This is a genomic window from Streptococcus rupicaprae, from assembly GCF_040545225.1.
In the GTDB taxonomy this organism is placed as follows: domain Bacteria; phylum Bacillota; class Bacilli; order Lactobacillales; family Streptococcaceae; genus Streptococcus; species Streptococcus rupicaprae.
Map to the genome: position 1 here is coordinate 1 of NZ_JBEPLO010000016.1, position 26,243 is coordinate 26,243.

Below are 26,243 nucleotides of genomic sequence, written 5' to 3' on the forward strand. Positions count from 1 at the left end.
CAAATGGAAAAATCGCTACTTTTCGTGGCGATTTTTCTTTTTGAGGCCTTCAAAATAGGCACGGGGACTGGGCTGGGAAACAAGGGGAATGATTCGTACTATCTTGCACCAAGGTTATATGAAAAAGGGACCTCTTCAGGCTCGGTAACATGGTTTTCAGAAACTTATCGAAAAGCCAGAATGGCATTATGCCTCTTCATAATCCCCTTCCCCACTTTGGATTAACTATTACCAAAGCCCTAAAAACTAGATGGCTAGATTCATTGAGCGGTTGTCCATGTTCTTGAAACCGACGCGCTTCCGTATTCCATCTCACGGATGGCTGCTGACTTGCCTTGTCGCCAATCTCCCTTTTTGCTATAATACCAGTAGGATTATTCTCTCAAAATTTGCCTAAATGGAGTTTTTATGAAAAAAGTTACAATCACACTCCACCTTTTGCTCTGCTTAGCTGAATGCATCATTCTATATCTTGCTTATCAACAGGACAATAAGGTCTTGATGCTGGCCTGCCTGATCGGGCTGCTTAGTACAACCCTCTCTCTTCTCAGGGGATTGAAGTCTTCCGAGTAGCTTTGATCTCAGGATTTTTAATATTTTTTAGCTAAATACTTTACCAGTTAATTATTTTGTGGTAGACTAGTCTTATCAGCCTTGTCTGATAAGTTTTTTTAAAAGGAGGACCCGATGGCAGAAAAAACCGATTTGGCTTCAGCCTATCGCAGGCTAAAAAGTCCAAATATCAAAACGCGCAAACGCGCACTAAAAATTATCCATGAGCATAAGCGCCATGGCAAACGCTAATCCCTAAGCGTATTGATTTCTTAACCATTCTATCCCTAAATGGTCAGACAAAAACATCTCGCAGGCTCATCACCTAGCGAGATGTTTTTTAGTATTTGTATGGAAACAAGTCCTAATTAGTCTTTAAAACGACCAGTAGCCAGCGGTAAACTTCAGATATCCCCAGGAATAAGGAAGCTTCAGAGGTCCCTAAAATTCTACCCAATAATTGCGATGTGGTTCTAAAATTACTTGGAACTGTCCTGACACAAATTGCTTGATGGATTCTAGTTCTACTGGGGTTATTGGATGGTTATGAGCATTGTAACGACTTGCGCTCTGGGCTGTCAGAAAGAGCTTGACAGACTCGCGCCCTTCCTCTCTCAGAATTGTTTCAAATCCAAACGTCGATCCTTTTCGCCCTAAGAAGGGTTCCCCTAGGTAAAAAACTGTCTTATGTCTAAGGATATCGTAGGCCTTTTCTTGCGATAACTGGCCTCTGGCAAAAGCATACATAACGCAGAAACTATCGATCACATCCCTCAGGGTCTCTAGGTTATCCAATGGGATCTCCACTGATCCTGCAGGAAAACCATGCAGGATCACGGATCTTACGTTTGATAGCCTTAGAGCATAGTCCCCCGCAATCCCTAAGGCATACATTTTCCCTTGAACCTTATAGACCTGACTTTGCATGTCAAAACTTTCCTGTGTCAGACAAATATGAAGATGGTTATCAAAAGGCTCACCTTCTTGGTTGACCAAGACCATGACCTGATCATCCAAATGGTCAAATAAGTTAATGCTCTCTACCGTAGCTGGTAGCCAAGCTGGACCAGCTGGCTTGGAAAATTTCTTAAAGAAAGAGACCATAGGACGACCTACTTCCAAAAATCATCAAAAACTGTAATCGGTAAATGACGCTTGTGCTCAGTCTTAAGCCACCAATTTTCGATGGTTTCTTGAGCCTGGGGAGAGACTTCCTTGCCTTCCAGGTAATCGTCAATAGCCGCATAAGTGACGCCAAGGGCCACTTCGTCCGCTAGACCAGGTTTATCTTCTTCTAAATCAGCGGTCGGTACCTTCTCATAGAGGCTAGCATTCGCTCCAAGAGCCTGAAGCAAGGTCCGCCCCTGGCGCTTGTTGAGGCGAAAGAGGGGCATGATATCCGCAGCACCGTCGCCAAACTTGGTGAAAAAACCAGTGATGTTTTCCGCCGCATGATCCGTGCCGATAACAGCTCCCGAACGTTGGCCAGCAACGGCATACTGGGCGATCATCCGCTGCCTAGCCTTGATATTGCCCTTGTTAAAGTCAGAAATGGCTTGACCGGCTTCTGCCAAGGCAGTCATCATACCGTCTGTGGCTGGTTTGATATTAATGGTTAGGACCTCGTCAGCCTGGATAAAAGCTAGGGCTTTTTGGGCATCTGCCTCATCCGCTTGTACGCCATGAGGCAGACGAATAGCGATAAAGCGGTAGGCCGCATCACCCGTCTCCGCACGCATTTCTTCCATGGCCAACTGGGCTAAGCGACCGGCCAACGTCGAATCTTGTCCCCCAGAAATGCCAAGAACATACGTTTTCAAAAAAGGATGCTTATAGAGGTATTCCTTCAAAAAATCGATGGTCCGTCTGATTTCTTCATCCGCATCGATGACAGGCTTGACCCCAAGTTGTTTAATAATTGATTCTTGCAAACTCATCCCTGAACCTCCTCACTCTGTTCCTGAGCACGTTTTCTCACCTGATCGATAAATGCCATCTTGTTGTCCCAGACCTCTTGGGCCAAGTCGACAGGATAGATTTGCGGGTTGAGGACTCGTTTGTATTCATCCCAAAGCTCTTCAAAGGCTGTACGGGCGTAAGCTTGGATTTCTTGAAGGGTTGGCAGTTCGTAAACCCGTTTGCCTTTTTCAAAAATCGGAATCATAAGCGGAACTGCCCCAAAGTTTTTCACCGTCTTGTTAATATAAGTGTAAGTTGGGTGGAACATGTAGATCTCATCCATGGCAGGGACATCTGCATCCGCAAAGGTGATATAATCGCCTTCAGACTTGCCTTTTTCCAGACTGGTAATCCGCCAAACTTGTTTTTTGCCGGGCGTTGATACTTTTTCAGCATTGTTAGACAATTTGATTGAGTCAACCATGATGCCTTCGTCATTTTCAATCGATACAACCTTATAAACAGCACCGAGAGCCGGCTGATCATAAGCCGTAATCAATTTGGTCCCAACACCCCACATATCGATTTTAGCTTTTTGCATTTTAAGGTTAAGGATGGTATTTTCATCTAAGTCATTGGAGGCATAGATTTTAGCTTCTGTAAAACCAGCTTCATCCAGCTGTTCACGGACTTTTTTGGAAATATAAGCCATATCCCCTGAATCAATCCGAACACCTTTGAAGTTGATCTTATCACCCATTTCCTTAGCAACCTTGATGGCCGCAGGCATCCCAACGCGCAAGGTATCATAGGTATCCACTAAGAAGACACAGTCCTTGTGGGTTTCTGCATAGGCCTTGAAGGCTTTATAGTCATCCCCATAAGCCTGAACTAGAGCGTGGGCATGCGTCCCAACAATCGGAATGCCAAAGAGTTTTCCAGCGCGAACATTTGAGGTTCCTTGCGCCCCTCCGATGAAGGCTGCACGGGTCCCCCAGATGGCTGCATCCATCTCTTGCGCACGGCGGGTTCCAAATTCCAAAAGGGGCTCATCGCCAATGACTGACTTAATCCGCGCTGCCTTGGTCGCAATCAGTGTCTGATAATTGACAATGTTAAGCACAGCCGTTTCTACCAGCTGGCACTGGGCCAAGGGCCCTTCGATTTGAACAATCGGCTCATTCGCGAAGACCAAATCCCCCTCACGGGCAGACTTGACCGTCAATTCAAATTTAAAATCTGCCAAGTAGGCTAAAAAGTCCTCTGGATAGCCTTCGTCACGCAGGTAAGCCAGATCTGACTCGCTAAAGGTCAGCGTTTCAAAATAATGAACCAAGCGTTCCAAACCAGCAAAAACAGCGTAGCCATTGTTAAACGGTTGCTTTCTAAAATACACCTCAAAAACCGCATGGCGATTGTGAATGCCTTGTTGGAAATAAACCTGCATCATATTAATCTGATACAAGTCTGTGTGTAGGGTTAATGAATCATCAGGGTACATAGGCCTCTCCTTTTCTCATCTGAGACGATAATAACTTTATTATACCATAAAGAAGAGAAGCATATAGGGTTAGGGAACCGCTTGTCGGTTCCATTCATTTCTAGAAGCCATCAGTGCTCATAAACATTCCCAAAAACAATCCCTGGACTGCACAAAACCCCACCCGAACGGGTGGGGAGGGAGATAATCATTAGAGAGGCTTTAAGTTACCAACCACCTTGTCCAAAAGATTTAAACTTATCTTTTGACGTTCGTGTTCCCGCGTCAAGATGATAGAAGAACGAGTACATATTATGATTATACCACCAGTCTCTTTTATCTAACCCTGATTTTAATACAGACGATAACTCTATCACTTTATTTGGATGAGAAGTTTGAAATTCTGTTATGGCTTTGTTTACAGTAATCAATTCATTTTCCTTCACTCTGTAATGAATCACATTTTCCTTACCAAATAACTTATTAAACATTCCTAAATCCAATGATACTCCTGGACCATTAAAATTAACCACTCGTCTCAGCTTAGCTTTAGCTTCTGTTTCAAAAATCTTATCTGCCGCATGATATGCTAGATAGCCACCTAAAGAATGTCCAGTTATATAAAGATTTTCATAGTGAATCCCCCTTGCTTCAAGCATATTTAAAATTTTAGGTACATCTTCCTTAACCTTATCTTTATGCTGATTAAAATTAACAAGAATTTTAGAATCCTCCCAATTTTCGGATCCCCCATCATCCGTACCTCTATAAGCTATAACAAGATTTCTATTAGATTCATCAGCATAAATAATTGTATTATTCCAAGTCCCTATAGCATTTGGATTAAAATATGTTTCAAATGCAGCAATAAATTGGTTATCAATTGAATCTATGAGCTGTGTACTGCTCCCCACAATTCGCCATTTTAAAAATAATTGCTCATCACTAGCACCTAAGTCTAGACCATCAATTTGTCCTAAACTATTAATTTTTTCTCTTTTATCTTTAGAAAGTTTTTGAGGTTTATTACCCTCGTCATCTAAATTCTCAAATACAAACATTTGATCCGGCTTAGCATACGCCAAAGCTGCAAATATCGCCAAATCACGGTCTGAAACATTCCAAACACCAGCTTCTCCTGGTTTTTCATCCTTGTTAAGAATACCATCACCGTCGGAGTCTTTGTTTTGGTAGGCTTGATATTCTTGATAAGCATCATATTCTTGCTTTAGGAAATCTGCTTGTTCATCACTTTCTTTCAAGTTAAAGAGATAACGAGATCCAATGTCAGTTTTTCTAAAGTCTTCAAGATAGTAAACTTTGTCATCCACTAAATCTACACCAAATGTCCAGTAAGATTTTGGAGACCTAAAAATTAGAAACTGATAATCGTATTGATCCTGGAATACCTGATAATTATAGTGACCAGATAAATCAGGGTGTTTCTGAGTCAAAAATTGACGCATCTTATTTTCAGCATTCTGAAGTTGCTCCTTTGTCGGTCTCCAAGTTTTAGGGTAAGATATCCTTTGAATTAATTCTCCATTCCTGGTGACAATTTCGTGCATATCTGCTCTTCGGCTAGAAAAACTAAAATTTCCATGGTAAGTCACAACATCTATATTACCATCATCACGTTTAACAAATCGAATGTCTCCACCACCTGCCAGTCCGGAATTTACATAGTGAAAAATAAGCTGTTTTGATCTATTAATATTATAATGCTCACGGTAAAACTCTGTCCTATCTCCTGTAAGTAAACGATGAGGATAGATATAACCATATTTTTCAGCCATTTTTTCATAGAGCAGATAAGCTTCTCTCGGCGTTAGAAAGTCCGAGATCTCTTTAGCTACCTCTGCTTTTGTATCTGTCTGATACCAGATGAAATCCAATTTTTCCTTAGTTTTATCTCTAATACCTTTTTCAAATTGATTGTAGGCGCCATTGTCAATTCGCTGTGAGTCCGCTTCACCAGGTAACAACTCTGTGCTGTAATACGCTCCTTCTGGGATAAAGTGATGAAGATTCTTACTAGTATTTTTTTCCAACCGGTTCCAGTCAATCCTAATATCACGAGACAAATCGTAATTACTATGAATGTTCCACTTCCTTATCAACCCATTCTCAAAGATATTGATAATCGTCTTATCACCACTATCAATTACCTTCGTCGGCTGTCCTCCTTTGACGGTATAAATGGCAGTAATTCTCTCCAGATGGCTTGTCGGCTCTGCGAGAATCAACTCTTTATTCCCATCACCGTCAATATCGTGGAAGGTGTAAAGGCTGCTCTCTTGTTGATCGATGATTGGCGCAAAGAATTCCTCAGGATTGTAAATCTTAGTGCCAATCCGCCATACTTCGTCGATTGCTGGCGTCGTTTCACGGCTGATTTCATCCTCTGAAATCACTTCTCCATCAAGCAAGGTTCTACGCTTTAAGACGGTTAGGGCACCATATTGACCGGCAGTTTCTAAATACCGTTCCCCCTTTGGCAAGGTATCATCTAAGATTTCCTTCACCTGATTGAATAGCTCTTGCTTCTCACGTACGATTTCTATACTTGTCACTCCCATACCCAAACGGATCACACGAGGTCGACCAGTCGGTGACTCTTCCGAAATCATTTCCTTGTGAACAAGCTCATCTTGGGTATTGTAAAACCAGTTTTCTTGACGAATCTTTTGGGAAATTTCTCCCTCATCTTCCACAATCCTTGTCCCTTTTGACAAGGAGAAGTCTTCGATATAAATCGTCTCCGGCTCCAGTTGCTCTTTGGTCTCAACGGTATCCACTCTTTGATTATCACGAATCACTGAAGTCAACACTTGACTGGACACCTGAGGTTCCTCTGGAGATTTTTCAGTCCTCTTGGTGGATTCTTTTACTATTGTCTCGACAGATACAAGCTCTGAGGTTACCTCAGACAAGTTATGGTCAGGATCTTGTGTCGGTTGAGAAACAGTTGGACCAGTTGGTAATGGTTCCTTATCTTTTTGCCCATCCTGATTTTTTTCGGATTCAGGTCGGGAAGGAGTATCAGCATGACTCTGGTCTTGACCTTTTAGCAACCCTGTCTCTGCTTGAGGAAGCTCCGAATCGGCTGGTCTTGAAACAACTCCATCCTCCCCTTTCAGGTCACTCTTATCTTGGTCTGAGCCAGGAGCTTCTTCCGAGGTAAGTGTCGTATCACTAATAACGTTTTCATTAGAAATTGCCAGACCATCACTGCCTTTTCCCTTATCTGTAGCTACCGAATCTGTTTCCTTCGGAGCTTCAGTCAATGGCTTGTTTCCAGAATCTGTTACTAACGGTGCGTCTTCTCCCTTGTCAACTCGTTCCTGTTCATTATTAGTCAACTGAGGCTCAGAGACTTCCAAATCAAGTCCTGAATCTTGCCTCAACTCATTAGTAGATTGATTAATGTCTATGATAGTTTCAGTTGCTATAACAGTTGGTACAATTTCTGAGCTAGGCTGAGCCGATAGGGTAGGCTCTTCTTTCGTAGCATGGAAAGGAGAGTTGCTATTGGGCGAAACCTGACTATCTGTAGACTCATCACTACCACTCTCTAAAAAATCGCTGATAGCTTCTTGATCATCCCGTGGGAGTTCTGCCACATATTCGACACGGGGAACAACTGTCTCTATTGATGCGTCCGTGTCCTCTAGGACAACATAGGCTTGTGCTACTTGCCCATTATCAACTATCAGACGCGTCCCATCTTGACTAATAAACAAGACATTACCTGCATAGATGAGATCCGCATTGCTAATCTGATTAATCTGGATTAAGACCTGCAAGTCAATCTCTAAAGCCTGGGCAATAGTGGACAAGGTGTCTCCCCACTTAATCAAATATTTAGTTTTATCTTCTGAGGTTTCAATATCCCTCTTTATCTCTTTGACAGTGCGAGCAACCCAGATAGACTGCTGTTCATTTGCTTCAGTAGGTTGAGAAAGCAACAAACTAACTGAAGCCAGACCTGCAACTATGGCCCACTGGCCCGTGCGACGTTTTCGTAATTTCGGTACTTGGTCCATACCATTCTCCTTTTGTTGTTAATACCTTGTGTTCATAAAATAAGCCAGTCTTCCAGTTTAAGGTTTTTGACTAGGAAGGTTGGTTAGAGATACTCCTCTCATCAATCCTCCCTTACTAACCAATGCCTCTAGGGGCTAACTAAAATTTCTCAATTCGGAAGCTATTGCCTGATTTTTTAAGGATGTAATCTCTACGATTGCTTATGGTCTGAGGGGAACGGCCATCCATATAGTGGATAACCGTCGTATAATCCAAACTAAAGGTCACCTGATCATCAGTTTCTGAGATATTATATAAACGATCCGTTCGTGAGTCATAGCGTGCAATGCCATCACTAGCTGACTGATTCTCTATATAGGCTTTAGTATCCACATAGTAAGGATTACTCTCTGACGTAAAAGCTCCCCTAATGTAGCTAGCCGAACGACTAGACAGGGATTGGTTCGTTTTAGCCCGATAATCCTGTAGGAAGGACTCCAGAGCTATTTCCAAGGATTGGCTTTGGGAACTGTTCTGATTGAATTGGTGGCCGTAAAGGCTAACCTCTGAGATAGCTGTATCTTCAAAACGACTTCCTGGATAGACCTTCAAGAGAGTAAGCGTCACTGAAGAGGTGGTCGCTGGTGAGGATAGGGTTAATTCCTGAATTCCTTGTCGATCTGCAAGATCAAATTCCTCCTGTTTTCCATCCGAAAAACTCAGTCGTACCTTCGACGGACGAGAGTTTTGGTAAAAGTGATCATCGTCCTTTTGATAGCCAGGCATGAGGGCAAGCTTGGTAATCTGGTAGGTTCCATTTAGCTGAAGCGTCAGGGACTCTCCCTCACCTTGCCCCTTAACATCCTCTACCCAAGCGGTAGACGCATCTCCGTCAATACTATTTTGAGGCGAATGGACCAGTTGATACTGGGGTTCAGATAAGTAAGAGGTGGCTGAGACCGAACTGATATTGTTTTTCTGCAGCTGTCCTGCTACAGGAGCTGGAGGCTGCTTTTCCTGAGTTTCGGCCTTTGTTTCTTTTGTCCCTTCTTTCAAACCATCTATCTTGAAGTATTCAAAATACTCACCGACTGGTTTAAGGCCTAGGGCCTTAGCTTCCTTTTCATCCAGACTCATTTCAACCTCGATACGGTCGCCGTTGCTTAATTTATCTTTTGGCCTAATGGTTACCTTAGGATTTTCCAAAAACTCACGCGCCTTTTCTGAAATTCCCTCAAACGAGGGTCCCTCCAGCACTTCTACCTCTGCTTTTCCTGATCCATTTTCCCCAGAAGCAGTCACGGCAATTGCATATTCTGAGAGATCGACCTCCTTACTGCTCAGCCTATTGCCCATCAAAAACCAAGAGCCAACAGCAAGCAAGGGAATCAAGATTACGAGTCCATAGAGCCACTTTCGTTTTTGTCTTTTCTGAGGAAGTGGCGCTAGGAAGGGTTGTTTGGCCTCTTCTGAGGCAGGCATCTCTTCAAGCGCCTCCTCTGGTTTTAAGCCTTGATAACTACCATCCGAAGCCTCCACATCAGTTAAGGGGTGAAAAAACTCGGCGCTCTCCTTCGTTTCTTTCTGAGTTTCTAGGGCTTGCTCCACACCTAAATCATTCGTCAGGCGAAAGTCTGTCTGACGTGCCGCTTGAAATTCCTGCGGGTTTGGATTGCGACCGTGCATGGCTTGGAAGAGCTCTACCCAGGACTTACTAGGATCAAGGAATGCTGGTTCTTCCGAAGATGGCATCACACTCAGACTTTCCTCTGGCTGTGGTTCAAGAGTTTCAACCTCAGTAGACAGGATGGATGCTGATACTGGAACATCGTTCACTTCTTGAGGTCTTAGGTTAGGCAGGACGAAGCCTGTCTGACGTGCTTCTTGAAGTTCTTCTGGATTTGGATGACGCCCTTGTATGGCTTGGAAGAGCTCTACCCAGGACTTACTAGGATCAAGGGAGGCTGGTTCTTCCGAAGATGGCATCGCACTCAGACTTTCCTCAGGCTGGGGTTCAAGAGTTTCAACCTCAGTAGACAGGATGGATGATCGTTCTGATACTGGAACATCGTTCACTTCTTGAGGTCTTAGGTTAGGCAGGATGAAGCCTGTTTGACACGCTTCCTGAACCTCTTCCGGATTTGGATGACGGCCGTGTATAGCCTGGAAAAGCTCTATCCAGGATTCTCTTGCGGCAAGTTCTGCCGACGAATCCGACGATTGATCTGGACCAAAATGTTCTTGGAGTGCTGGCTCAGACGACTCTGCCTGCGTTGGTACAACTGATGCGGTAGCTAGAACGTCTTCGGATTCGTAATCCATCAAGCTGTCCAGGGCAAAATGGTTTTGCTTGGCTTCTAAAAATTCCTGAGGCTGAGGCTTGCGACCATGGAAGACCTGGAACTGTTCTACCCAGAGTTTGACAGCATCTGACTCTTCACTCTTTTGAAAAGTAGGCGAATGCCTGTCTTGATCTGATAGACGAAGTCTGTCTGACATCGACGGAGTATTTGCAACTTCCAGCGAGTCTAAAAACTGATGAGGTTCCACTTCTAGTTGCTTAAGAGGCTCCTGTGGAACTAATCGCTCTCGAATCGCTTGATTTTCCTGCGGCGGTTGAGCTAGATTCACCTGACTTGGACTAGGATTTGGCTGAACAAGCTTGTCTATTTCTCGTCCCATGGTGTCAGAAAAGTCTTGAATCGCTCGCCCCAATTCCTCATGACCCTTAAATGGATTTGTAGCAAGTGGTTCTCTTTGGTAAAAGTTCCCTTGTTCCGCCTGACTATCGAACCTATTTTGAGGCCGTTGGCGGAAAAAGAAGTGATCAGGCTTATCGGTTAACAGACCGTCAGAGGGTTGAAGAGCAACATAAATTGCAAAACAGCATGCTACAACATTAATCACTGGGATAAAACCAGCTACCGCAAGAACGAGATACCCCTTAACGGTCAAACCTGCATCTCGAGCACGACGCACCGCTTGAGCCACTGAGGGCACGAAAAGTAAAATGCTGATGATTTGAAAAAATCCAAAACCTACTCCCACGGATGAATTACTATAATAATTATAGTGATTCAAATCACTCATTAAAGACAGCCAGGATAATATTTGAAAAACAGTATATAAAATAATCAGACCAATAAAAGAGTAAACATAACCTCTCCTTGTCGTATATCCCTTAAACGAAAAGACTCCCTTAAAATAATCCACATTGGCACTCCAAAAAGTAGGCTCATTCTCCCGCTGATTGATAAAATAGTTTTCCTCCATTTTTACCCTTTCTCTCTATAGGCATCTACATAATAGGATGATCTCTTGCGTCCGCCCTTATAGTTTTTCTTATTTTTCTTGAGGATGATTTCCCCATGTGGTCTGCCGTCAAAAGTTAACACGGGGACTCTGATGGTATCTCCTTTTATTTCCCAGTCCGATACTGGAGCTGCTTTTGGAAATGATCCTGCGTGCCCTGTGTGTCCCATCGTCAAGATCAGTTGCTGATCTCCTTCAAAATACAGCCACTCCATCCCGCTTGATGCGCTTTGAATTTCTTCCAAATCAGAGATGGACAACTCCGAAGCCTTACCTGATCTCCTCTCAACAGAGCCTAAATCATCCAAGACCATCTCCAGAGAGTAGGTTTCCCTGTAATGGGTATTGTAATAGTCCAGCACATCTCTCATATCCAGTCGGTGAACATTGATATTATCAGGGTAGGTGGAAGGAAGCACTAATTCTGTCGGCACAGAAAAGAGGAGCCCTCCACCAATAAGGTGGGTTCTGATAATCGCTTTCGCTTCGCCGTGCTCTGCTCGTCTGTAAATGGCATAAACCCCATCTGTCCCATTCATCACCGTCAGAATCATGTCCTCCTCGGCAGTGAGGTACTCCGAATCCTCTCCATACCAGGTCGGTGAATACCGAGAACCTTTTGGCACGTACTTGTAATGAATGGTACGAGTCCCTCTTGACATTGCCACTACATCCATAAGGTGATTATCTTCTGCCCTAGTCCGGAAATATTCTGTCTCATGAATATCGTCAAGCTTACGTGTCTCACCCGTTCTCAGCCCCTTGAATCCAGGTTCCTCTCCTCCCAGGCCTGTTTCAGTGATGAACCAGAGATCTCCTAAATCAGACTCCCAATAGCCCAAGACACTAGAATAGTCTCCACGGTCAATCTCCTCTTCTTTCATAGTCATCTGAGGATCTGCCTGATCTTTGGACTTGGCTTTCTTGGTTTGATTGGTCTGCTTCACCGACTGTGAGAGAGCTTCAAAACGTAGTCGCCGCGTTTGAAACGGCTCTGGAATCATCTTGCCAAAACCACGGTCAATATAATCCTTATGGAGTCGCAGAGTCTCTTCTTGGCTATAGACTTCCCCAGTCAAGGCATCCTTTAATATTTTTCCGTCACTCTCGTAGTGATCAATCAATTCTAAACGTCCGTCTTCAATTTTCCCAAAATAATGAGCTACTGTAGAGGCACTAGCTTCCATATAGTAATGGATTAGACCATCCTTATAAAGATTAAAACCTGACACTAGATCAAGCGAGTAAGCCTCCAATTCTGAGAACATAAGGTTGACCACTTGATTCTGATCATAAGTGTAAATGCCCACTACTCTATGATTCTCAGAATGTTTATCCGCAACAATCAATTCTACAAGGCCATCTCTGTTGAGATCCTCATAAGCATAGAAAACAATGTCCCCGTACCTCTGCTTATAGTCAGAGAACCATTTTACCTGGACTTCATTAAGATGATGAAATGCTTTAGCTTCTGCTTTTTCTATAGGCAGCTCTATCACCTGCGCATACTCATCCAGAACACCTTGATAAGCGCGTTTGAGGGCCTTAAAGGAGACTTTCTTCGCCTGTTTTTCCGAGGAGGTCAAGCCCTGCCAGAAACGCTTGAGACCATTTTTCACCCGGCTCCACAGGGATTCCCTTTCCGTCTCAACTAGGTTTTGTTCAGTCTCTGAATGCTCTTCTATTTCCTCTTCTTCAGCTTCTTCTGCAAGCTGTCCATCTGATTCTAAAGTGGAGGCATCAAGAAAGTCGGAGGTGTCCAAAATATCCGCCTGCTCTGCTATTTCCACAATCTTCCTCACGCCAACCGAAAAATAAGGGGCCGTATCTGGGTGAGCTTGAACAAAAGCTTCTTCGCTGTCATATTGTTTGGTCGTACCGTCCGTAGCAGTGACAGTATAGGTAATCGCATCAAAATCAGGCGCACGATACTCTTTGTCGACAGAGAGGTGTTTTTCCAACTCAGAGCCACGCACCTGCATCCGATAAAGAGTCGCTCCAGAGAGATAAGCACCACCAGAACCCGCGTTTACGATAAACCCATCTCTGAAAATTTGAAGATCTGACCGGTATCCCGTTCCTCCTACAAAATGAACCTGAGAACCATCAAAACTATAGAAACCGATGATTTTCTCTCTAACAGCATCAGTGACCACCAACTCCTCCAGACCATCGCCATTGGTATCCACAATACCGTAGTAAAAGTTTTGCTTAGTCCGGAGATCCTCCATCACAAGGTGTTCCTGATTTAAAAGTGGTTGCTCTTCTAAGTTTAATTCACCCTTGATATAGGCTAAATGGTCCATCAGGACAGCCTTATAGGCCAAACGTGCTGCACGATTTCTAGCTCGAAGAGAAAAGAGCAACTTATCCTCTGCTAAAATCCGATACTGGGAGATGTCATCCACTAATTTCTGATAGTTGTTTTCCACAGGACTGCCATACAGACCTTTGAAGTCATAGAGTTCTTGGCTAAGGTTCTTCTTCCCTCCTTTAATCTGACACTGTCCTGTCTTCACATTATAGCGAACCTTGATTTTTTTCTGACCCTCCAAACAGGGACAACTAATTGTTGCCGTGACAATATCACCTTTTTGTGCTATATCCTCAAAGAGGAAAACCTCATAGGCATAACCTGTTGCGATCCCAATACGGTTAATAATCTCTTGGAGTTCCGGAAGTTGCGCCAATTGCTTGTAGCGTTCAATCGCATGAAGCCAATTGGCCTTGGTTGTCTCAAAGACTAGCCAAGACGGACGATCTGCTTGCTTTAAGGCTGCTGGCAGCTGAGAATCCTCTGCACTGGCTACTGCGTAATAGCAGAGCATGCGGAGATAGTTCAGAGCCACTTTAACTTTTTCAGATGTAGTTCCAAATAGTTTTTCAAGCACAAAAGTATGGGTATAAATCAACTTAATAGTGGCCAGATTGCCTGCCTTGATTTCCTTGAGCAACTTTCCATAGAGCTTCTGGAGAATCGCTGGATAGACTTTAGTATCACTATAATCCTCACGAGGAAGGTCTAAAATCTCTTCCTTGGACAAGACCTTATCAAACCCTGCCAAGAGATCTGTCCACTCTTCTGATAAAAGACTCTGTTCCAGCTGTTGAATCGTTGCTTTTTTCTGTGCCACTTCAGTGGCTGAAAAATCCTTGAGCCAGTCCACGATGGCTCCCTTCAAGGCATCACCAATTTCTTTTTGGAAATCTTTAAAAGCTTTCTCGATTGCTTTTTTCAACCAATCGTCTGAAATTTTTTCCTTCTTCGTTGTCTTTTCAGTGATGGCTTTTTTTAGTTGTCCCATCAGTTTATTGGCTTCTGAGTCGGTTAGGCCAGTCTCAGACTTGATTCCATCAATCAGTCCAACTTCATTTTGACCGACTTGGACACTTTCTTGATCCAACTCGATCCCCGCTCCTTCTAAGAGTGCATAAATCCCTGCCAAAGCCCCTTCACCAGATACCTCATTAACAGAGGCAACACGTACTAAGACGTCAGTAATCCCTGACGTAATAGCAGCATTTTGGAAGGTCGCTGACGATACCTTGGTAATCTTGGAAGGTGTCACAATCTCTACCTGCACACCATAGCCTTTGTCCATAGGTTTGATGTAAGCACTCGAAAAAATCTGAGCACCGGCATCAACATCATCAAGGTATTTGGCAATAACCTTACCATCAACCCTTAAAATATCCTCGTTAGCCATGCCAGTATCACCTAACAAACGTTTGGTTTCTGTCGCTTGTTCCTCAGTCAGAGAGTGACCAATAGACATCAAAGGCTTGTCCAACCGCCGTTCAGCTGCATAAACAAGATCCGTCCCAAAACCTGACGGCATCTGTAACCTAACAACTCCTGACAAGCCCACACTACAACAAGTCAGCAATAACAACCATTTTTTCATTCTCTCCTCTTCCCAAGCAAGATTCTACAAACACGCGCAAACCTCGCCAAGTTTTTTTAACAGATAATGCACAAAGAGAGAGGCAAAAACCTCTCTGATTTTTAAGTTACTCTCCCTGAACACCTATGTGCTGCCAGAAGTGGTAAAGGTCATGTTTCTTAGAGGAATCAGAAACTGTTTTTATTTCAAGTTTCCTCTCGTTTTTTTGAGGACCAAAACCAATGGAACTTAGCATCTCCCCAGAAATAACATAATTAATATTGTTCCCCTCATAAGCTTTATTATGCTTCATCCCAAAAACTCCAAGAGCGTTAAAGGTTACTGTTTTCTCTATTTTTTGAGAAAACAGTAATTTCTGCTGAAAGTATTCGTTTGAAATAAGGGATAATCTCCCCCCTAAGGAATGACCTGTAATATACATTTTTACATTTTTATTACTGAGATTTAATTCAGAAGCAAGGCTATGTGCCGTTTGACGAGCATAGACATCTTGAGCATGTGAGCTATCTTCATTTTCAAATAACTCAAAACGACTCCAACTCACTAGTCTAGAAGGTAACAAACCTCCAAAATGTTCACCCCAATCAATAGCATCATTAGTTCCACGATAAGCTAAAACATCCGATTAACTTTAACCACTTAAAAAGAAACTGTTTTTGCTTTTCCATATCTAACTACTCTAATGACAAACTCCAGCTTACTGCCGCTCCAAGACCAATTGCTCTGGTGCAAAAGACAAGACATTATCTGTCTTCAGTTTTAAAACAATATGATTCCTGTCTTCAACCTCTACACTATATTCTACATTTCCACCTGTCAGGTGTGTACCACTAAGGGTGTAGTTCCCATCTGCATCAGTGCCTTCTGATAAGCTATAACTCCCATTTGGACCATCTGGAAAACCAAACAAAGTCGGGCTTACCTCGCCATCGTTAAAGGATACAATCTTTCCCCCACTACTACGCCACATGCCTTCAATTGAGAAGGATGACGAGCAGGCAGACAGAAAGAGAGTAAGACCTAATGCGATACTTAAAATAATTTTTTTCATTGCAATCTCCTTGTAAAATAAACTTGTGAGGATTTTTAATCCCAAGTTTTAACAAATTAATAGCTTGACTATTGTAAGTTTTTTTCAGAACAATAGATGTTGAAAAGGTTGCTTTTTGTACAGAAACTATAAAGTACTACCGCGCTACCTTTGCCAACAAAAGGAAGATATCACGTGGGCTAATTCCTATCTTTATACTCATTGCTAGACTCAGCACTAATTTTCTCTAAAACACTTATTGTTTATTCCTCTTCCGACTCAACATAATAATTATCCGGACGTTGAGGAGCATCCGTTGGAGAAAAAGCTGTTATTACAGATTTGCCTCCATCTTTCCATTCAAATACTAGACTGTCACCGCTAAGATAAACATCTTCTTCAGTGCTTGGAAGAATAGGGTTTTCCTGAGAAAATTCATTAAAGTCTATCGCTACACCATCACTAAGTGCATAAAGCACATGGTCATCAACCTTATAAATTGTATTCATGAAAATGCTCCCATTCTTAGAATAAAAATCTTTTTCAGGAAATCGTCTCAAATATGCCAAGGCATCTTTCCTGTTTCGTTTATAATTCGCTACAATACTTTTAGCATCAACACTTCTTTCCTTTCTTAAATATTGACTCTCTTTCTCGGAACTAATATATCTAAATCGATCGTCTTCTATGATGTTATCATAAGCAGTTGATCCGTCTTCGAATTTCCATTCCCAACTATCGCTATAAATGCTTTTTTCTGTATCAATAATGATAGTTCTCACATTAGTGCTGCCACTTGGATACTGTCGCTCAGCCTTTATGCCAATCAACCCCTGATCATTAGGAGTAGTGAACTTGGCTAATCGCTCAATAAACTCTTCTTTGGCACCTTTGGAAGCCATGTTCGACTTTAGTTGATCAATAAGCTGACACCCAGACAGCAGGCATACGAGACTGAAAAAACTGAAATAGGTTATTATCTTTTTCATACCTGCTCCTTTAACAGTTACAGCTTAGTTCGCTTATCACTCTGGCTTATCTGCTCAGCTTCTTTTTCTTTTTGCCTGCGATAGTTTTTGTAAGTTTGTTCTGTCTTATCATCCAAAAAATTGATTCCTTTTTCCATCAATGTTAGGAGGCCATATCCAATAGCCATCAGAACAATAAAAGCTAACCATTCCATAAAAATCTCCTACCCTATTAGATCAATTTTCGCTCTACTTCAACATCTGGGTCTAATTCCTTTAGAACCGCTTCAATATGGGTCAAAAAGATATTATAAGGGAGACGATAGAGTTTTGTTGCTTGGCTATCTCCCTTGAGACAGGTTACAGCAACCTGATAGATCTTTCCATTTTTTTGACTTCCTTCTTGGAAAACAGCTTGAAAAGCCATAATAGCTTCTAAGTTACCCGTCTCCATAAAGAGTTTCTCCTTTGCAATTCCAACATGCCATTTCACTAGATGTTGCTGTAAAAAAGATAGGTCTATTCGTTCTAAGACCTGGCCTACAGGAATCTCACGGCTCAAATAATAGGTATGCAATTGTCTCATCAAGTAAGGGTCTCTCTCTTTAGCTAAACCTTGTGAAATACAATCTTTTTCCTTCTGTTCAAGTCCTGGTTGCACAAAAACCTTTTGGGCAATCCAAGCAATTCCCCCTACAACAACGAAGACTATCCATAGCCACAATGGTAAATACATCTGTTCTCCTCCTTCTCTTAAACCAATTTTGCTAGCGCCTTTTTAAAGTCTTCTTCTCGACGCAACTGATAACCTGCTCCACCAACCAAGAGCACTCCTAGGATAAGGCCTCCTATTTTTTTATGCCTTAGCCAATTCTTCATTGAGAAATTTGAGCTCTTCATGCTCATCTCCGTACATCCAGTTATAGGCTGTGTTCATATCCTCTTCTCCAAAGAAGTTGTATTGGTATTTATCTGGCAAAAAGAAACTACCAGCTGTGAAAGCTTCTCCATCATACCAATAAATTCCTGCTGAGCTAAAGCCCGAATGAAGGAAGATACAAATACCCGCTACCAAGCCTATCACCAATAAGCGCGACTTTTGGGTCAAACTGTGCCAGAACTGTCGTAGTTGTTCCATTCCTTTTCTCCTCTAAATAAGTTTATGGGGATATCTCAATCCCAAGTGTTACTAATGTTATTGCTTAACTATTGCAAAGGCCACTTTGAACTAGTTCAAAGCAACTAAGATATGACTGTCACAGATATGATTAAACCGTTGTACTTGACTTGACAAGTGGGTCTAGAAAATCAAAGTTACTCAACTTTCCTAGACTTTGTTTGCCTAAACACCTGACACGTCTATTTAAATCTTATTTCTCTAAGACATATTTTTATTCAACTTCAATCTTACCAGCATATCAAAACGTTTTCTATACTTTTTTGACATCACTTTTTTTGTTTTAAAAAGGAATTGTTTTGTTTTTTTTGATAAATTTACTTTTTAAAAGTTAACTTCTAAATACCTTGTTTTAAGCACTATTTTATGATATAACATGTGTATAGACCAATGCCGAAGGGGGAAATTGTGGAAACCAATAGACTCTGCCTTAGCAATGTTTTGCAAGCAATCATCCTAACTAACAAAACCGAAGAAAAACATTTTGGCTGGACCACTCAGGAAATTGCTATCAATGAACTGTTTCAACTTTTTGGTGTGCAAACCTTAAAGAACAATTACTATGTTCTACCACCTCAGTGTTCTCTTTACTTCCAACAAAGGAAAAATATTCCGACAAGATTAAGGCGTTTTTTCTATCAAAACAATCATAGTCAAGAAAGCCTGACAGCTATTAGTCAAGAACTGCAAAAAGAGAGAAATTTTCCCACAAAATTAGTCGCACAAAAAATCAGATGCTTAACTTTTGAAAAACATCATATTTTGGAACCTGATGACCCTAAAATTGATTCTGATTTTTTATGCCAACTCATCCAGCAACAACGATATGCAGACTATCTAACTTGGGTATTCTTTTACTGTCTGACTAGGCTAAGCAATACAGAAACCTTCTCCAACCACGACCTACTGAATTCTGAATTTATTCAACAAGACTTTTTAGACCAGATTCAACGAAAGCAATTCTACGAATTTTATCACCACGATATCGTCGTTATTCCTCGAATGGCGCAACGAAATTTCAAAATTATCCACAAGAAATCCTACCAAACTTATTTTCCTAAACCCTCTGAACCACAAAAGGACTATTTTGAGTTTAAATATTCTTTCACCCAAAAAGAACTCCTAGAAAGTAGCCGACTCACTTCCTTGATCATCAACGGTGTTGAATATATTTTGGAAGTTGAAGCTGAGGAAAGATATGTCGAAAATGACAAATATCCCTATAAAGTCTTCTACCGACTACGGTCCTTTGCTCATCAAGACAGTTACTTGGTGCAGACCGAGCACGAATATATCGCTCCGTTTCCTATTCGGATTAAACATTTTAAGCTGTTGTCGCCAGCTAAACAATTCAAGTGCAATGTCAGAATCCAATCTCACCAATCCCATAAATTTGTTCTGATTTTAAAACAGTTTGGGGACTACAATCCTAATAAGAACAATATTGATATGACTGTCCCTAATGCTACCATGTCTTATTTTGAAAATAAAAACTGGACTTTCCCATCATCTGGTTATTCTTATCTCATTAAACCCAGAGATGATTTTTGGCAAGAATGTCTTCCACTAGCCCCCACATCTGAAGCAGAAGATTTCCCTAAAGCCTACTGACATATAAAAAGCTTGAAGAGTTCCCTAGTTTGGTCTCTCTTCAAGCTTTTCTTATTCTATTTGAAAACTTATCAACCCCTACTCATTTCAACACGGAGTATTGATAGTTCAATAAGCTTTTTATCCTTGCGCCACAATGTACTGATAGGCTTGTTGGCCCGCGATAGCCCCGTCCCCGACGGCAGTTGTGATTTGCCGCAGGTGTTTTTGACGAACGTCTCCAATGGCAAACAGGCCAGGTCGACTAGTCGCCATCTGGTCATCCGTTAGAACCCAACCGGCTTCATCGGTTACCCCCAGATCAGCGACCATTTCACTAACCGGATCAAGCCCAACATAGATAAACACACCCCCACAAGCCAATTCAGATAATTCTCCCGTCTGGGTATCCTTGAGAAGCACAGATTCAACTTGGCGGTCGCCACCTTTTATTTCCTCAACAGTCTTGTTCCAAGCAAAAGAGATCTTGCTGTTGGCAAAAGCACGGTCCTGGATAATCCTCTGAGCCCGAAGTTCATCTCTGCGATGGACAATGGTCACCGACTTGGCAAATTGAGTCAAGTAAATCGCTTCTTCGACCGCCGAATCCCCACCACCGACAACAACCAAGTCTTGATCACGGAAAAAAGCACCATCACAAACCGCACAGTAAGAAACACCCCGGCTGTTGTATTCTGCTTCTCCAGGAACACCTAGATGGCGGTGGTTGGCGCCTGTCGCTAAAATAATTGTCTTAGCCTCAAAGGTTTCTTCCTCGGTGATAACACGCTTAACACGTCCATTATCTTCGATTTTTTGGACAAAGCCGTAGAGGTTATCTACTCCGAATTTTTCTAGAGGTTCATACATCTTCATTGAGAGTTCAGGACCTGAAATCAAATCAAACCCTGGATAGTTTTCAATATCAGCTGTATTGTTCATCTGGCCACCAGGTACCCCGCGCTCTAACAAGCCAACCTTGAGATTAGCTCGCGCTGCATAGAGCGCAGCTGTCATGCCCGCAGGGCCCGAACCAATAATCAACGTATCATACATATCCATCTTCCTTTCTGTTGTTTAGTGGTCATTAAACGCTAAACATTAAAATCAATCCCATCGTCGCAAAAGATAAGATGGGAATCACCATAACCGCGACCAAAAGCATCTCGTAGAGGGCTGTTCGACGCGTTTTTGTCGCTTTCGTTTTCTTGCCAATTGATTGACCCATCAACCAAATTGATCCAAGCAGTAACACCACAAGTGTTGTCACTAAAAGGCTTTGAAGGTAGAGACTCAAAATCCTGACTAACATGCTTCTCCTTTCCCAGCAAAAGGGGGAAAGAGCCTGTTGCTCACCAACAGACCCTATTTCCTCTATTATATCATATAAAGTTGCGTTTGTAATTAGAAAAGAAAGCCTTAGTCCGTTCTTCCTTGGGGTGATTAATCAACTGGTCTGGCGTCCCTTCTTCGATAATATGCCCTTTATCTAAGAAAAGAACCCTGTCTGCCACTTGCTGAATGAACGCCATATCGTGACTAACTAAGATCATGGTTTGGCCGGACTTAGCCGCTCTTTCGATTGATTTCTCAACTTCACCAACCAATTCTGGATCAAGCGCGGATGTTGGTTCGTCCAGCAATAGAACGTCTGGTTTCATTGCCAAAGCTCTGGCAAGGCCAACCCGCTGTTTTTGACCACCAGATAAGTGCCGTGGGTAATGATTTTCACGGTCTGTCAGACCAACCTTGGCCAATTCTTCTTTAGCCAATGCTGTCGCTTCACTATCGGACATCTTCTTAACGACTTTGAGCCCTTCCTTGACATTGTCTAAGGCTGTCCGACGGCTAAAGAGATTAAATTGTTGAAAAACCATAGACAATTTACGACGCAGGGCTAAAATATCATCCTTATGAATGGTCTGAAAATCTACAGTGAAATCATCAATGGCCAACTGGCCGCTATCTGGTTTTTCCAAATAGTTCAAGGATCGTAGGAGGGTTGATTTCCCTGCCCCTGACGAACCGACCAGGGCAATGACTTCCCCTTTTTTCACTTCAAAGCTGATATCATCCAAAACCTTTTGGCCTGAAAAAGTCTTGGTCAAATGCGAAATGGTTATCATTAACGGTCCCCCCCTTTCGTGTTTAAGGCAACTTGTTCAGGCGCTTTGATGGCCATCCGCCGCTCGACAAAACGTCCTAGTTGCTCAATCAAGATATTAACAATCCAGTAAACGATAGCAACAGAAATAAAACGTTCAAAATACCGGTAGTCACGTCCACCCAAAATCTGAGCTTGGGCATAAATTTCAACAATCCCTGCACTAAAAGCCAAGGAAGTCCCCTTGGTCAGGCCGATCAAATTATTGATCAAGGTCGGCGTAGCAACAACTGCAGCGTTAGGAATAATCACACGGCTATAAACTTGAGCATTGGTCATGCCAAGACTCCTAGCCGCCTCTACCTCACCTGGATCGACAGACTCTATTGCTGCCCGAATCGTTTCACTGGCATAGGCTGCTTCATTAAAAGCAAAGGCGACTACGACAAAAAGGTAAGCTGGCACATCATTGATGTTAAAGCTGGTTCCAAAACGGGCATTAATGGCCTTAAGCATCAAGGGAATGCCGTAGTAAGTCAACATCAACTGAACCAAAATCGGTGTCCCCCGTAAAAATGAAACCATAAGAGCCTGCAGGCGGTAAAGAACAGGGACCTTGTTAATTTTAACGATAGCAAAAATCAGCCCTAAGATGAGACCAAAAGCGGCACCTCCCAAGGTCAATCCGATAGTCACGGGTAACTTGGCCACAATCTGTGGTAAGCCATCAAAGACTGCTCGTAAATTAAAAATCTTCCCGTCGGGAATCAAGGTCATCAAGTCCTTGTACCAGTCGGGGGTTGCTGTTAATAGGGTAAAAACTGTCATGACAAGTCTCCTTCTAAAAGGTGCATTAGGTTCATTGTAACACAAAAACCATAAAATCAGGCTGATTGGCGTCTTAAAGATTTCCAATCAACCTGATAGGTATTTCTTATGACAACTCACGCATTATAGCCCAACAGGAGGAACACTAGATAATAGTATATCAAGAGGGCCAATATTACGGTATATAAAATGAACAGATAACGTTTGAAGTGCCTTGGAAAGTCTAGTTTTGACTGGTTCTTCACCAAAGCAACTCCCAAACCAGCGAATGCTATAAAAATAATGGAACTTATTAACTTGAAACTAATCATGAGCCTTTAATCAATCTTTCAAAGGGTTAAACTGCTGCTAAAGCATCGAAAGGTTTTGACCTCACTACTGCGGTGATAGCCAGCAATCATTTTTTCATCATCGTGTCTTCCCTTCTAAAATCCACTAACCTTATTGAACTGTCATAGTCATTATAACTCTTTGACGCAAAAATGTAGCCGTTAACATTTTCAAATGATACACGGATAAAGAAAATGCATCCAACTCTTTTTGAGCCGCATGCATTTTTGAAATCTTTCCTGAAAAATTAGGGGTTAGTCGCAAATTTACTCATCTCCCTGAGAATAGACGGCAAATAACCTCTAGGCAATGGCCCTTCATCTGACATTTTGCTTTCTGAGAGTTCATTTTGGTCAAGCTGTCCGTGTCTGGCAAAAACGGCTAGGCTTGAGCTAAAAGGTTTGGCGCTTAGCCTTGCGCTCTGCTCTTCCTTTAGCACGCGCCTCAATACGCTTTGTCTTACGACGCTTTTCTTCGACTGCCCACTTAATTTTCTTCTTGTAGCCTGGTTTGATTTTTTTCTTTTTCTTCTTGACCAGACCAATCATTTCGATGTCTAGTTTCTCCCGTGTTTTCTCACGGTTGGCTCGGCGATCACGGTCATAACCATCCTGAAACGCTCCATCTTTAACCACCTTTGGCACAAAGCGGATACCCAATTTTTCTAATTCGCGGATATCACTGTCATCGCTGGGTTGATAGAGTGTGATCGCAATCCCTGACAAGCCGTTGCGGCCTGTCCGGCCCACACGATGAACAAAGAAGGATAAATCTTGTGGAATGGCATCATTAATGACATGACTGACGCCTTCGATATCAATCCCCCGCGCCGCCAAATCTGTCGCCACGATGTATTGGAATTCCAAGTTTTTCACTTGATTCATGATCCGCTTGCGCTCGCGTGGCGGAATATCCCCGTGAATCTTAGCCACGTGCAAACCATTTTCCACCAGATAACGATGCAGATCATCTGCCCGATCCTTCGTATTGACAAAAATCATAGCCAGATAGGGTTGCATCAGATGGGTTAATTCCAGAATCTGAGCATTCTTGTCTCGCCCCTTGGTCGAAATCAGCCAGTTATCAATCGTATCTGCAATAACGGTATGGCTCTTAATCTGCTCTATGACAGGCTGGTTGAGGTATTTTTTCAAAAATGGTTGCAACTTTTGTGGAATGGTTGCTGAAAAGACTAGGATTTGAACCTGCTTAGGGAGGCTGGCTGCGATTTTATCAACCGTGTCCAAAAATCCCATATCAAGCGTCATGTCTGCCTCGTCAACGACAAACGTCTTAGCCTTGTGGATGGCCAAACCTCCTGATTGAACCAAATCATAGATTCGGCCTGGCGTCCCAATCACTACATGTGGCTGGCTACTGGTCAACTTATCGATCTGGCGGAGCTTATCTGTCCCTCCGACATAGTTAACCACTCGGATTTCCTGTGGGGAATGGGCTGCCAGCTGCTTGGCCGCTTGGTAAATCTGGCTCGCCAATTCACGTGAAGGTGCAGTAATCACAGCCTGGACGTGTTCCAAGTCTTCATCCAATTGTTCAAAAATAGGGAGTAAGAAAGTATGGGTCTTCCCTGAACCCGTCTTTGACTCTCCTACTAAATCATGTCCCGCTAGGACAATCGGGATCAGCTTTTCCTGAACCTCTGTAGGCGTCTCAAAGCGTAAATCTTTGAGCGCCTCCTGCAAGTAGGGTTTAAACTTAAATGCTGTAAAATTCATTATACGCCTCGTTTCTACTTCCTTATATTATACTATCAGCGCTCGGCCAAAGACAAAAGCCCTAAAGCCCCTTGCCTTAAATCCAGCTAGCTCTCTGCCTTCAACCGGTCAGTGCTTTGCCACTCTCTTGCTCAAAAGCATCTTGATTGCCCCATTCCATCAAATACTTCGCTATCTTCTATAGAGCCTTTTCAGAAGCATGCTACTGCCCCTTGATACTAGCGTTGATGAAGCAAGGCACCCTATTCAGCTAGTCCCCGTTCGCAGGCTAACTCTCTCAGACTGCCAGCATTTCTTGCACGCTATTATCAGAAATTAAAGGTAAAGGACCACAAGGGTCAAAAGGCTCATCACTACTCCCAATCCCCAAAGGAAGAAATCCACCTGCCATTCCGTCCAGGGCCGACCGTTCCCAGAGAGCCCTCCAAGTTCCAAATGATGATGGAAAGGCGTCATCCGAAAAATTCGGCGCCCTTCGCCATACTTTTTCTTCGTGTGCTTAAAGTAGGCCACTTGCAACATAACCGAAGCGGTCTCAATCACATAAACCAATCCGATAAGGAGCAAGGTCCATTCTTGATGAAGGGCGATAGAAATAGCCGCCAGCATTCCACCAAGCGCTAGGGAACCTACGTCTCCCATGAATACCTTGGCAGGCTTTTTATTGAAAACAAAGAAACCCAACAAGGCGCCAATCATAATCCCTATGACGATTAAGAGATCCAACTGACTTTGTTTGTAAGCAATGACCCCATAAGCAAGTAAGCTAATCACTACCGAAATTGACGACAAACCATCAATCCCGTCGGTCAGATTGACCGCATTGGAAAAACCAATCAACCAAAAGAGAACGAAAAAGATGTAGAGCCAGCCCAGCTGGATGTCATAGCCAAAGACATTGAGCAAACCACTTCCAGAATGGTTAATATGGGCCAGGTAGAAAATTAAACCACCGACGAGTTGGAGAACTAATTTCTGTTTGGGATTCAATCCTTCGTTGATCTGCTTAAAGACCTTCAAAAAATCATCCAAAAATCCAATCAAACCATAAAGAAACAGGATAAAAAGGATACCGTAAGTGGACCAGCCTGCCTGGGTAAGAAGAGCAAAGATCAAACCTAGACTCAAGGCAACCAGTAAAAAGACTGTCCCCCCCATAGTCGGTGTTCCTGCTTTAGCCTGATGTTGCTTAACATCCTCATGCATCTGCTGACCACCAATTTTAGCCTTTTGGTAGGTTTTTATGAAAATTGGCATGCCTATAATCGTTAGGGCAAAAGCCAAGAAACTCCCCATAAGTATCATA

21 protein-coding genes and 1 pseudogene are annotated in these 26,243 nt (G+C 42.7%); 4 read left to right on the top strand and 18 right to left on the bottom strand.

Annotated features, from left to right (window positions below):
* From ABID29_RS07590 to ABID29_RS07600, 3 genes are all read left to right on the top strand, one after another.
* On the top strand, positions 1-225 hold a 225-nt coding region (locus ABID29_RS07590; protein WP_354365558.1), incomplete at its 5' end, for a hypothetical protein.
* A gap of 183 nt (positions 226-408) precedes the next feature.
* Positions 409-573 (top strand): hypothetical protein, encoded by a 165-nt coding sequence (locus ABID29_RS07595; protein ID WP_354365559.1) that lies wholly within the window; start codon positions 409-411, stop codon positions 571-573.
* A gap of 114 nt (positions 574-687) precedes the next feature.
* Positions 688-804 (top strand): putative metal homeostasis protein, encoded by a 117-nt coding sequence (locus ABID29_RS07600; protein WP_168548727.1) that lies wholly within the window; start codon positions 688-690, stop codon positions 802-804.
* A 189-nt stretch (positions 805-993) separates the two neighbouring features.
* Here ABID29_RS07600 and ABID29_RS07605 read toward each other — a convergent pair whose 3' ends face one another.
* From ABID29_RS07605 to ABID29_RS07660, 12 genes and pseudogenes are all read right to left on the bottom strand, one after another.
* The gene (locus ABID29_RS07605) at positions 994-1,656 is read right to left on the bottom strand and encodes a hypothetical protein (protein ID WP_354365560.1); all 663 of its coding nucleotides are present in this window, start codon (positions 1,654-1,656) and stop codon (positions 994-996) included.
* An 8-nt stretch (positions 1,657-1,664) separates the two neighbouring features.
* On the bottom strand, positions 1,665-2,489 hold the full coding sequence (nadE, locus tag ABID29_RS07610; RefSeq protein WP_354365561.1) for an ammonia-dependent NAD(+) synthetase: 825 nt from the start codon (positions 2,487-2,489) through the stop codon (positions 1,665-1,667).
* Positions 2,486-3,952, bottom strand: a complete 1,467-nt coding sequence (locus ABID29_RS07615) for a nicotinate phosphoribosyltransferase (RefSeq protein WP_354365562.1) — start codon at positions 3,950-3,952, stop codon at positions 2,486-2,488. Before ABID29_RS07615 ends, nadE begins: the two co-directional genes overlap by 4 nt.
* Before the next feature lie 206 nt (positions 3,953-4,158).
* Positions 4,159-7,977, bottom strand: a complete 3,819-nt coding sequence (locus tag ABID29_RS07620; RefSeq protein WP_354365563.1) for a G5 domain-containing protein — start codon at positions 7,975-7,977, stop codon at positions 4,159-4,161.
* 139 nt (positions 7,978-8,116) lie between these two features.
* The gene (locus ABID29_RS07625; RefSeq protein ID WP_354365564.1) at positions 8,117-11,230 is read right to left on the bottom strand and encodes an NADase-type glycan-binding domain-containing protein; all 3,114 of its coding nucleotides are present in this window, start codon (positions 11,228-11,230) and stop codon (positions 8,117-8,119) included.
* Between the two features lie 2 nt (positions 11,231-11,232).
* On the bottom strand, positions 11,233-15,174 hold the full coding sequence (locus tag ABID29_RS07630; protein WP_354365565.1) for a DUF1002 domain-containing protein: 3,942 nt from the start codon (positions 15,172-15,174) through the stop codon (positions 11,233-11,235).
* Positions 15,175-15,280: 106 nt separating this feature from the next.
* A pseudogene (locus ABID29_RS07635) lies at positions 15,281-15,781 on the bottom strand (lipase family protein); the annotation flags it as partial.
* A gap of 90 nt (positions 15,782-15,871) precedes the next feature.
* Positions 15,872-16,225, bottom strand: coding sequence for a hypothetical protein (locus ABID29_RS07640; RefSeq protein ID WP_354365566.1), 354 nt, complete (start codon positions 16,223-16,225; stop codon positions 15,872-15,874).
* 242 nt (positions 16,226-16,467) lie between these two features.
* Entirely contained in the window at positions 16,468-17,193 is a 726-nt protein-coding gene (locus tag ABID29_RS07645; RefSeq protein WP_354365567.1) for a hypothetical protein, read from the bottom strand.
* Between the two features lie 17 nt (positions 17,194-17,210).
* Positions 17,211-17,387: a hypothetical protein gene (locus ABID29_RS07650; RefSeq protein ID WP_354365568.1), complete on the bottom strand. Its 177-nt coding sequence runs from the start codon at positions 17,385-17,387 to the stop codon at positions 17,211-17,213.
* 17 nt (positions 17,388-17,404) lie between these two features.
* A complete protein-coding gene (locus ABID29_RS07655) occupies positions 17,405-17,908 on the bottom strand; it encodes a hypothetical protein (protein WP_354365569.1) in 504 nt (167 codons plus the stop codon).
* A gap of 120 nt (positions 17,909-18,028) precedes the next feature.
* On the bottom strand, positions 18,029-18,310 hold the full coding sequence (locus ABID29_RS07660; protein WP_354365570.1) for a hypothetical protein: 282 nt from the start codon (positions 18,308-18,310) through the stop codon (positions 18,029-18,031).
* 447 nt (positions 18,311-18,757) lie between these two features.
* On the opposite strand from ABID29_RS07660, the gene ABID29_RS07665 reads away from it, so the two are divergent.
* Positions 18,758-19,960: a hypothetical protein gene (locus tag ABID29_RS07665; RefSeq protein WP_354365571.1), complete on the top strand. Its 1,203-nt coding sequence runs from the start codon at positions 18,758-18,760 to the stop codon at positions 19,958-19,960.
* A gap of 120 nt (positions 19,961-20,080) precedes the next feature.
* On the opposite strand, the gene trxB is transcribed toward ABID29_RS07665, so the two are convergent.
* The 6 genes from trxB to mraY form a co-directional block, all read right to left on the bottom strand.
* Positions 20,081-20,995, bottom strand: coding sequence for a thioredoxin-disulfide reductase (trxB, locus tag ABID29_RS07670; RefSeq protein ID WP_354365572.1), 915 nt, complete (start codon positions 20,993-20,995; stop codon positions 20,081-20,083).
* Positions 20,996-21,026: 31 nt separating this feature from the next.
* Positions 21,027-21,251, bottom strand: coding sequence for a DUF4059 family protein (locus ABID29_RS07675; protein ID WP_354365573.1), 225 nt, complete (start codon positions 21,249-21,251; stop codon positions 21,027-21,029).
* Between the two features lie 70 nt (positions 21,252-21,321).
* A complete protein-coding gene (locus ABID29_RS07680; RefSeq protein ID WP_168548739.1) occupies positions 21,322-22,065 on the bottom strand; it encodes an amino acid ABC transporter ATP-binding protein in 744 nt (247 codons plus the stop codon).
* Positions 22,065-22,871: an amino acid ABC transporter permease gene (locus ABID29_RS07685; RefSeq protein ID WP_354365574.1), complete on the bottom strand. Its 807-nt coding sequence runs from the start codon at positions 22,869-22,871 to the stop codon at positions 22,065-22,067. Before ABID29_RS07685 ends, ABID29_RS07680 begins: the two co-directional genes overlap by 1 nt.
* A gap of 722 nt (positions 22,872-23,593) precedes the next feature.
* Positions 23,594-24,937, bottom strand: a complete 1,344-nt coding sequence (locus ABID29_RS07690; RefSeq protein ID WP_354365575.1) for a DEAD/DEAH box helicase — start codon at positions 24,935-24,937, stop codon at positions 23,594-23,596.
* A 315-nt stretch (positions 24,938-25,252) separates the two neighbouring features.
* Positions 25,253-26,242, bottom strand: coding sequence for a phospho-N-acetylmuramoyl-pentapeptide-transferase (mraY, locus tag ABID29_RS07695; protein WP_354365576.1), 990 nt, complete (start codon positions 26,240-26,242; stop codon positions 25,253-25,255).
* Position 26,243 lies beyond the last annotated feature (1 nt).

What these genes read in the sequence shown, in the direction of transcription:
- ABID29_RS07595 (WP_354365559.1), top strand. Translation starts at nt 409, where the DNA reads ATGAAAAAAGTTACAATCACACTCCACCTTTTGCTCTGCTTAGCTGAA.
- ABID29_RS07600 (WP_168548727.1), top strand. Translation starts at nt 688, where the DNA reads ATGGCAGAAAAAACCGATTTGGCTTCAGCCTATCGCAGGCTAAAAAGT.
- ABID29_RS07605 (WP_354365560.1), bottom strand. Translation starts at nt 1,656, where the DNA reads ATGGTCTCTTTCTTTAAGAAATTTTCCAAGCCAGCTGGTCCAGCTTGG.
- nadE (WP_354365561.1), bottom strand. Translation starts at nt 2,489, where the DNA reads ATGAGTTTGCAAGAATCAATTATTAAACAACTTGGGGTCAAGCCTGTC.
- ABID29_RS07615 (WP_354365562.1), bottom strand. Translation starts at nt 3,952, where the DNA reads ATGTACCCTGATGATTCATTAACCCTACACACAGACTTGTATCAGATT.
- ABID29_RS07620 (WP_354365563.1), bottom strand. Translation starts at nt 7,977, where the DNA reads ATGGACCAAGTACCGAAATTACGAAAACGTCGCACGGGCCAGTGGGCC.
- ABID29_RS07625 (WP_354365564.1), bottom strand. Translation starts at nt 11,230, where the DNA reads ATGGAGGAAAACTATTTTATCAATCAGCGGGAGAATGAGCCTACTTTT.
- ABID29_RS07630 (WP_354365565.1), bottom strand. Translation starts at nt 15,174, where the DNA reads ATGAAAAAATGGTTGTTATTGCTGACTTGTTGTAGTGTGGGCTTGTCA.
- ABID29_RS07640 (WP_354365566.1), bottom strand. Translation starts at nt 16,225, where the DNA reads ATGAAAAAAATTATTTTAAGTATCGCATTAGGTCTTACTCTCTTTCTG.
- ABID29_RS07645 (WP_354365567.1), bottom strand. Translation starts at nt 17,193, where the DNA reads ATGAAAAAGATAATAACCTATTTCAGTTTTTTCAGTCTCGTATGCCTG.
- ABID29_RS07650 (WP_354365568.1), bottom strand. Translation starts at nt 17,387, where the DNA reads ATGGAATGGTTAGCTTTTATTGTTCTGATGGCTATTGGATATGGCCTC.
- ABID29_RS07655 (WP_354365569.1), bottom strand. Translation starts at nt 17,908, where the DNA reads ATGTATTTACCATTGTGGCTATGGATAGTCTTCGTTGTTGTAGGGGGA.
- ABID29_RS07660 (WP_354365570.1), bottom strand. Translation starts at nt 18,310, where the DNA reads ATGGAACAACTACGACAGTTCTGGCACAGTTTGACCCAAAAGTCGCGC.
- trxB (WP_354365572.1), bottom strand. Translation starts at nt 20,995, where the DNA reads ATGTATGATACGTTGATTATTGGTTCGGGCCCTGCGGGCATGACAGCT.
- ABID29_RS07675 (WP_354365573.1), bottom strand. Translation starts at nt 21,251, where the DNA reads ATGTTAGTCAGGATTTTGAGTCTCTACCTTCAAAGCCTTTTAGTGACA.
- ABID29_RS07680 (WP_168548739.1), bottom strand. Translation starts at nt 22,065, where the DNA reads ATGATAACCATTTCGCATTTGACCAAGACTTTTTCAGGCCAAAAGGTT.
- ABID29_RS07685 (WP_354365574.1), bottom strand. Translation starts at nt 22,871, where the DNA reads ATGACAGTTTTTACCCTATTAACAGCAACCCCCGACTGGTACAAGGAC.
- ABID29_RS07690 (WP_354365575.1), bottom strand. Translation starts at nt 24,937, where the DNA reads ATGAATTTTACAGCATTTAAGTTTAAACCCTACTTGCAGGAGGCGCTC.
- mraY (WP_354365576.1), bottom strand. Translation starts at nt 26,242, where the DNA reads ATGATACTTATGGGGAGTTTCTTGGCTTTTGCCCTAACGATTATAGGC.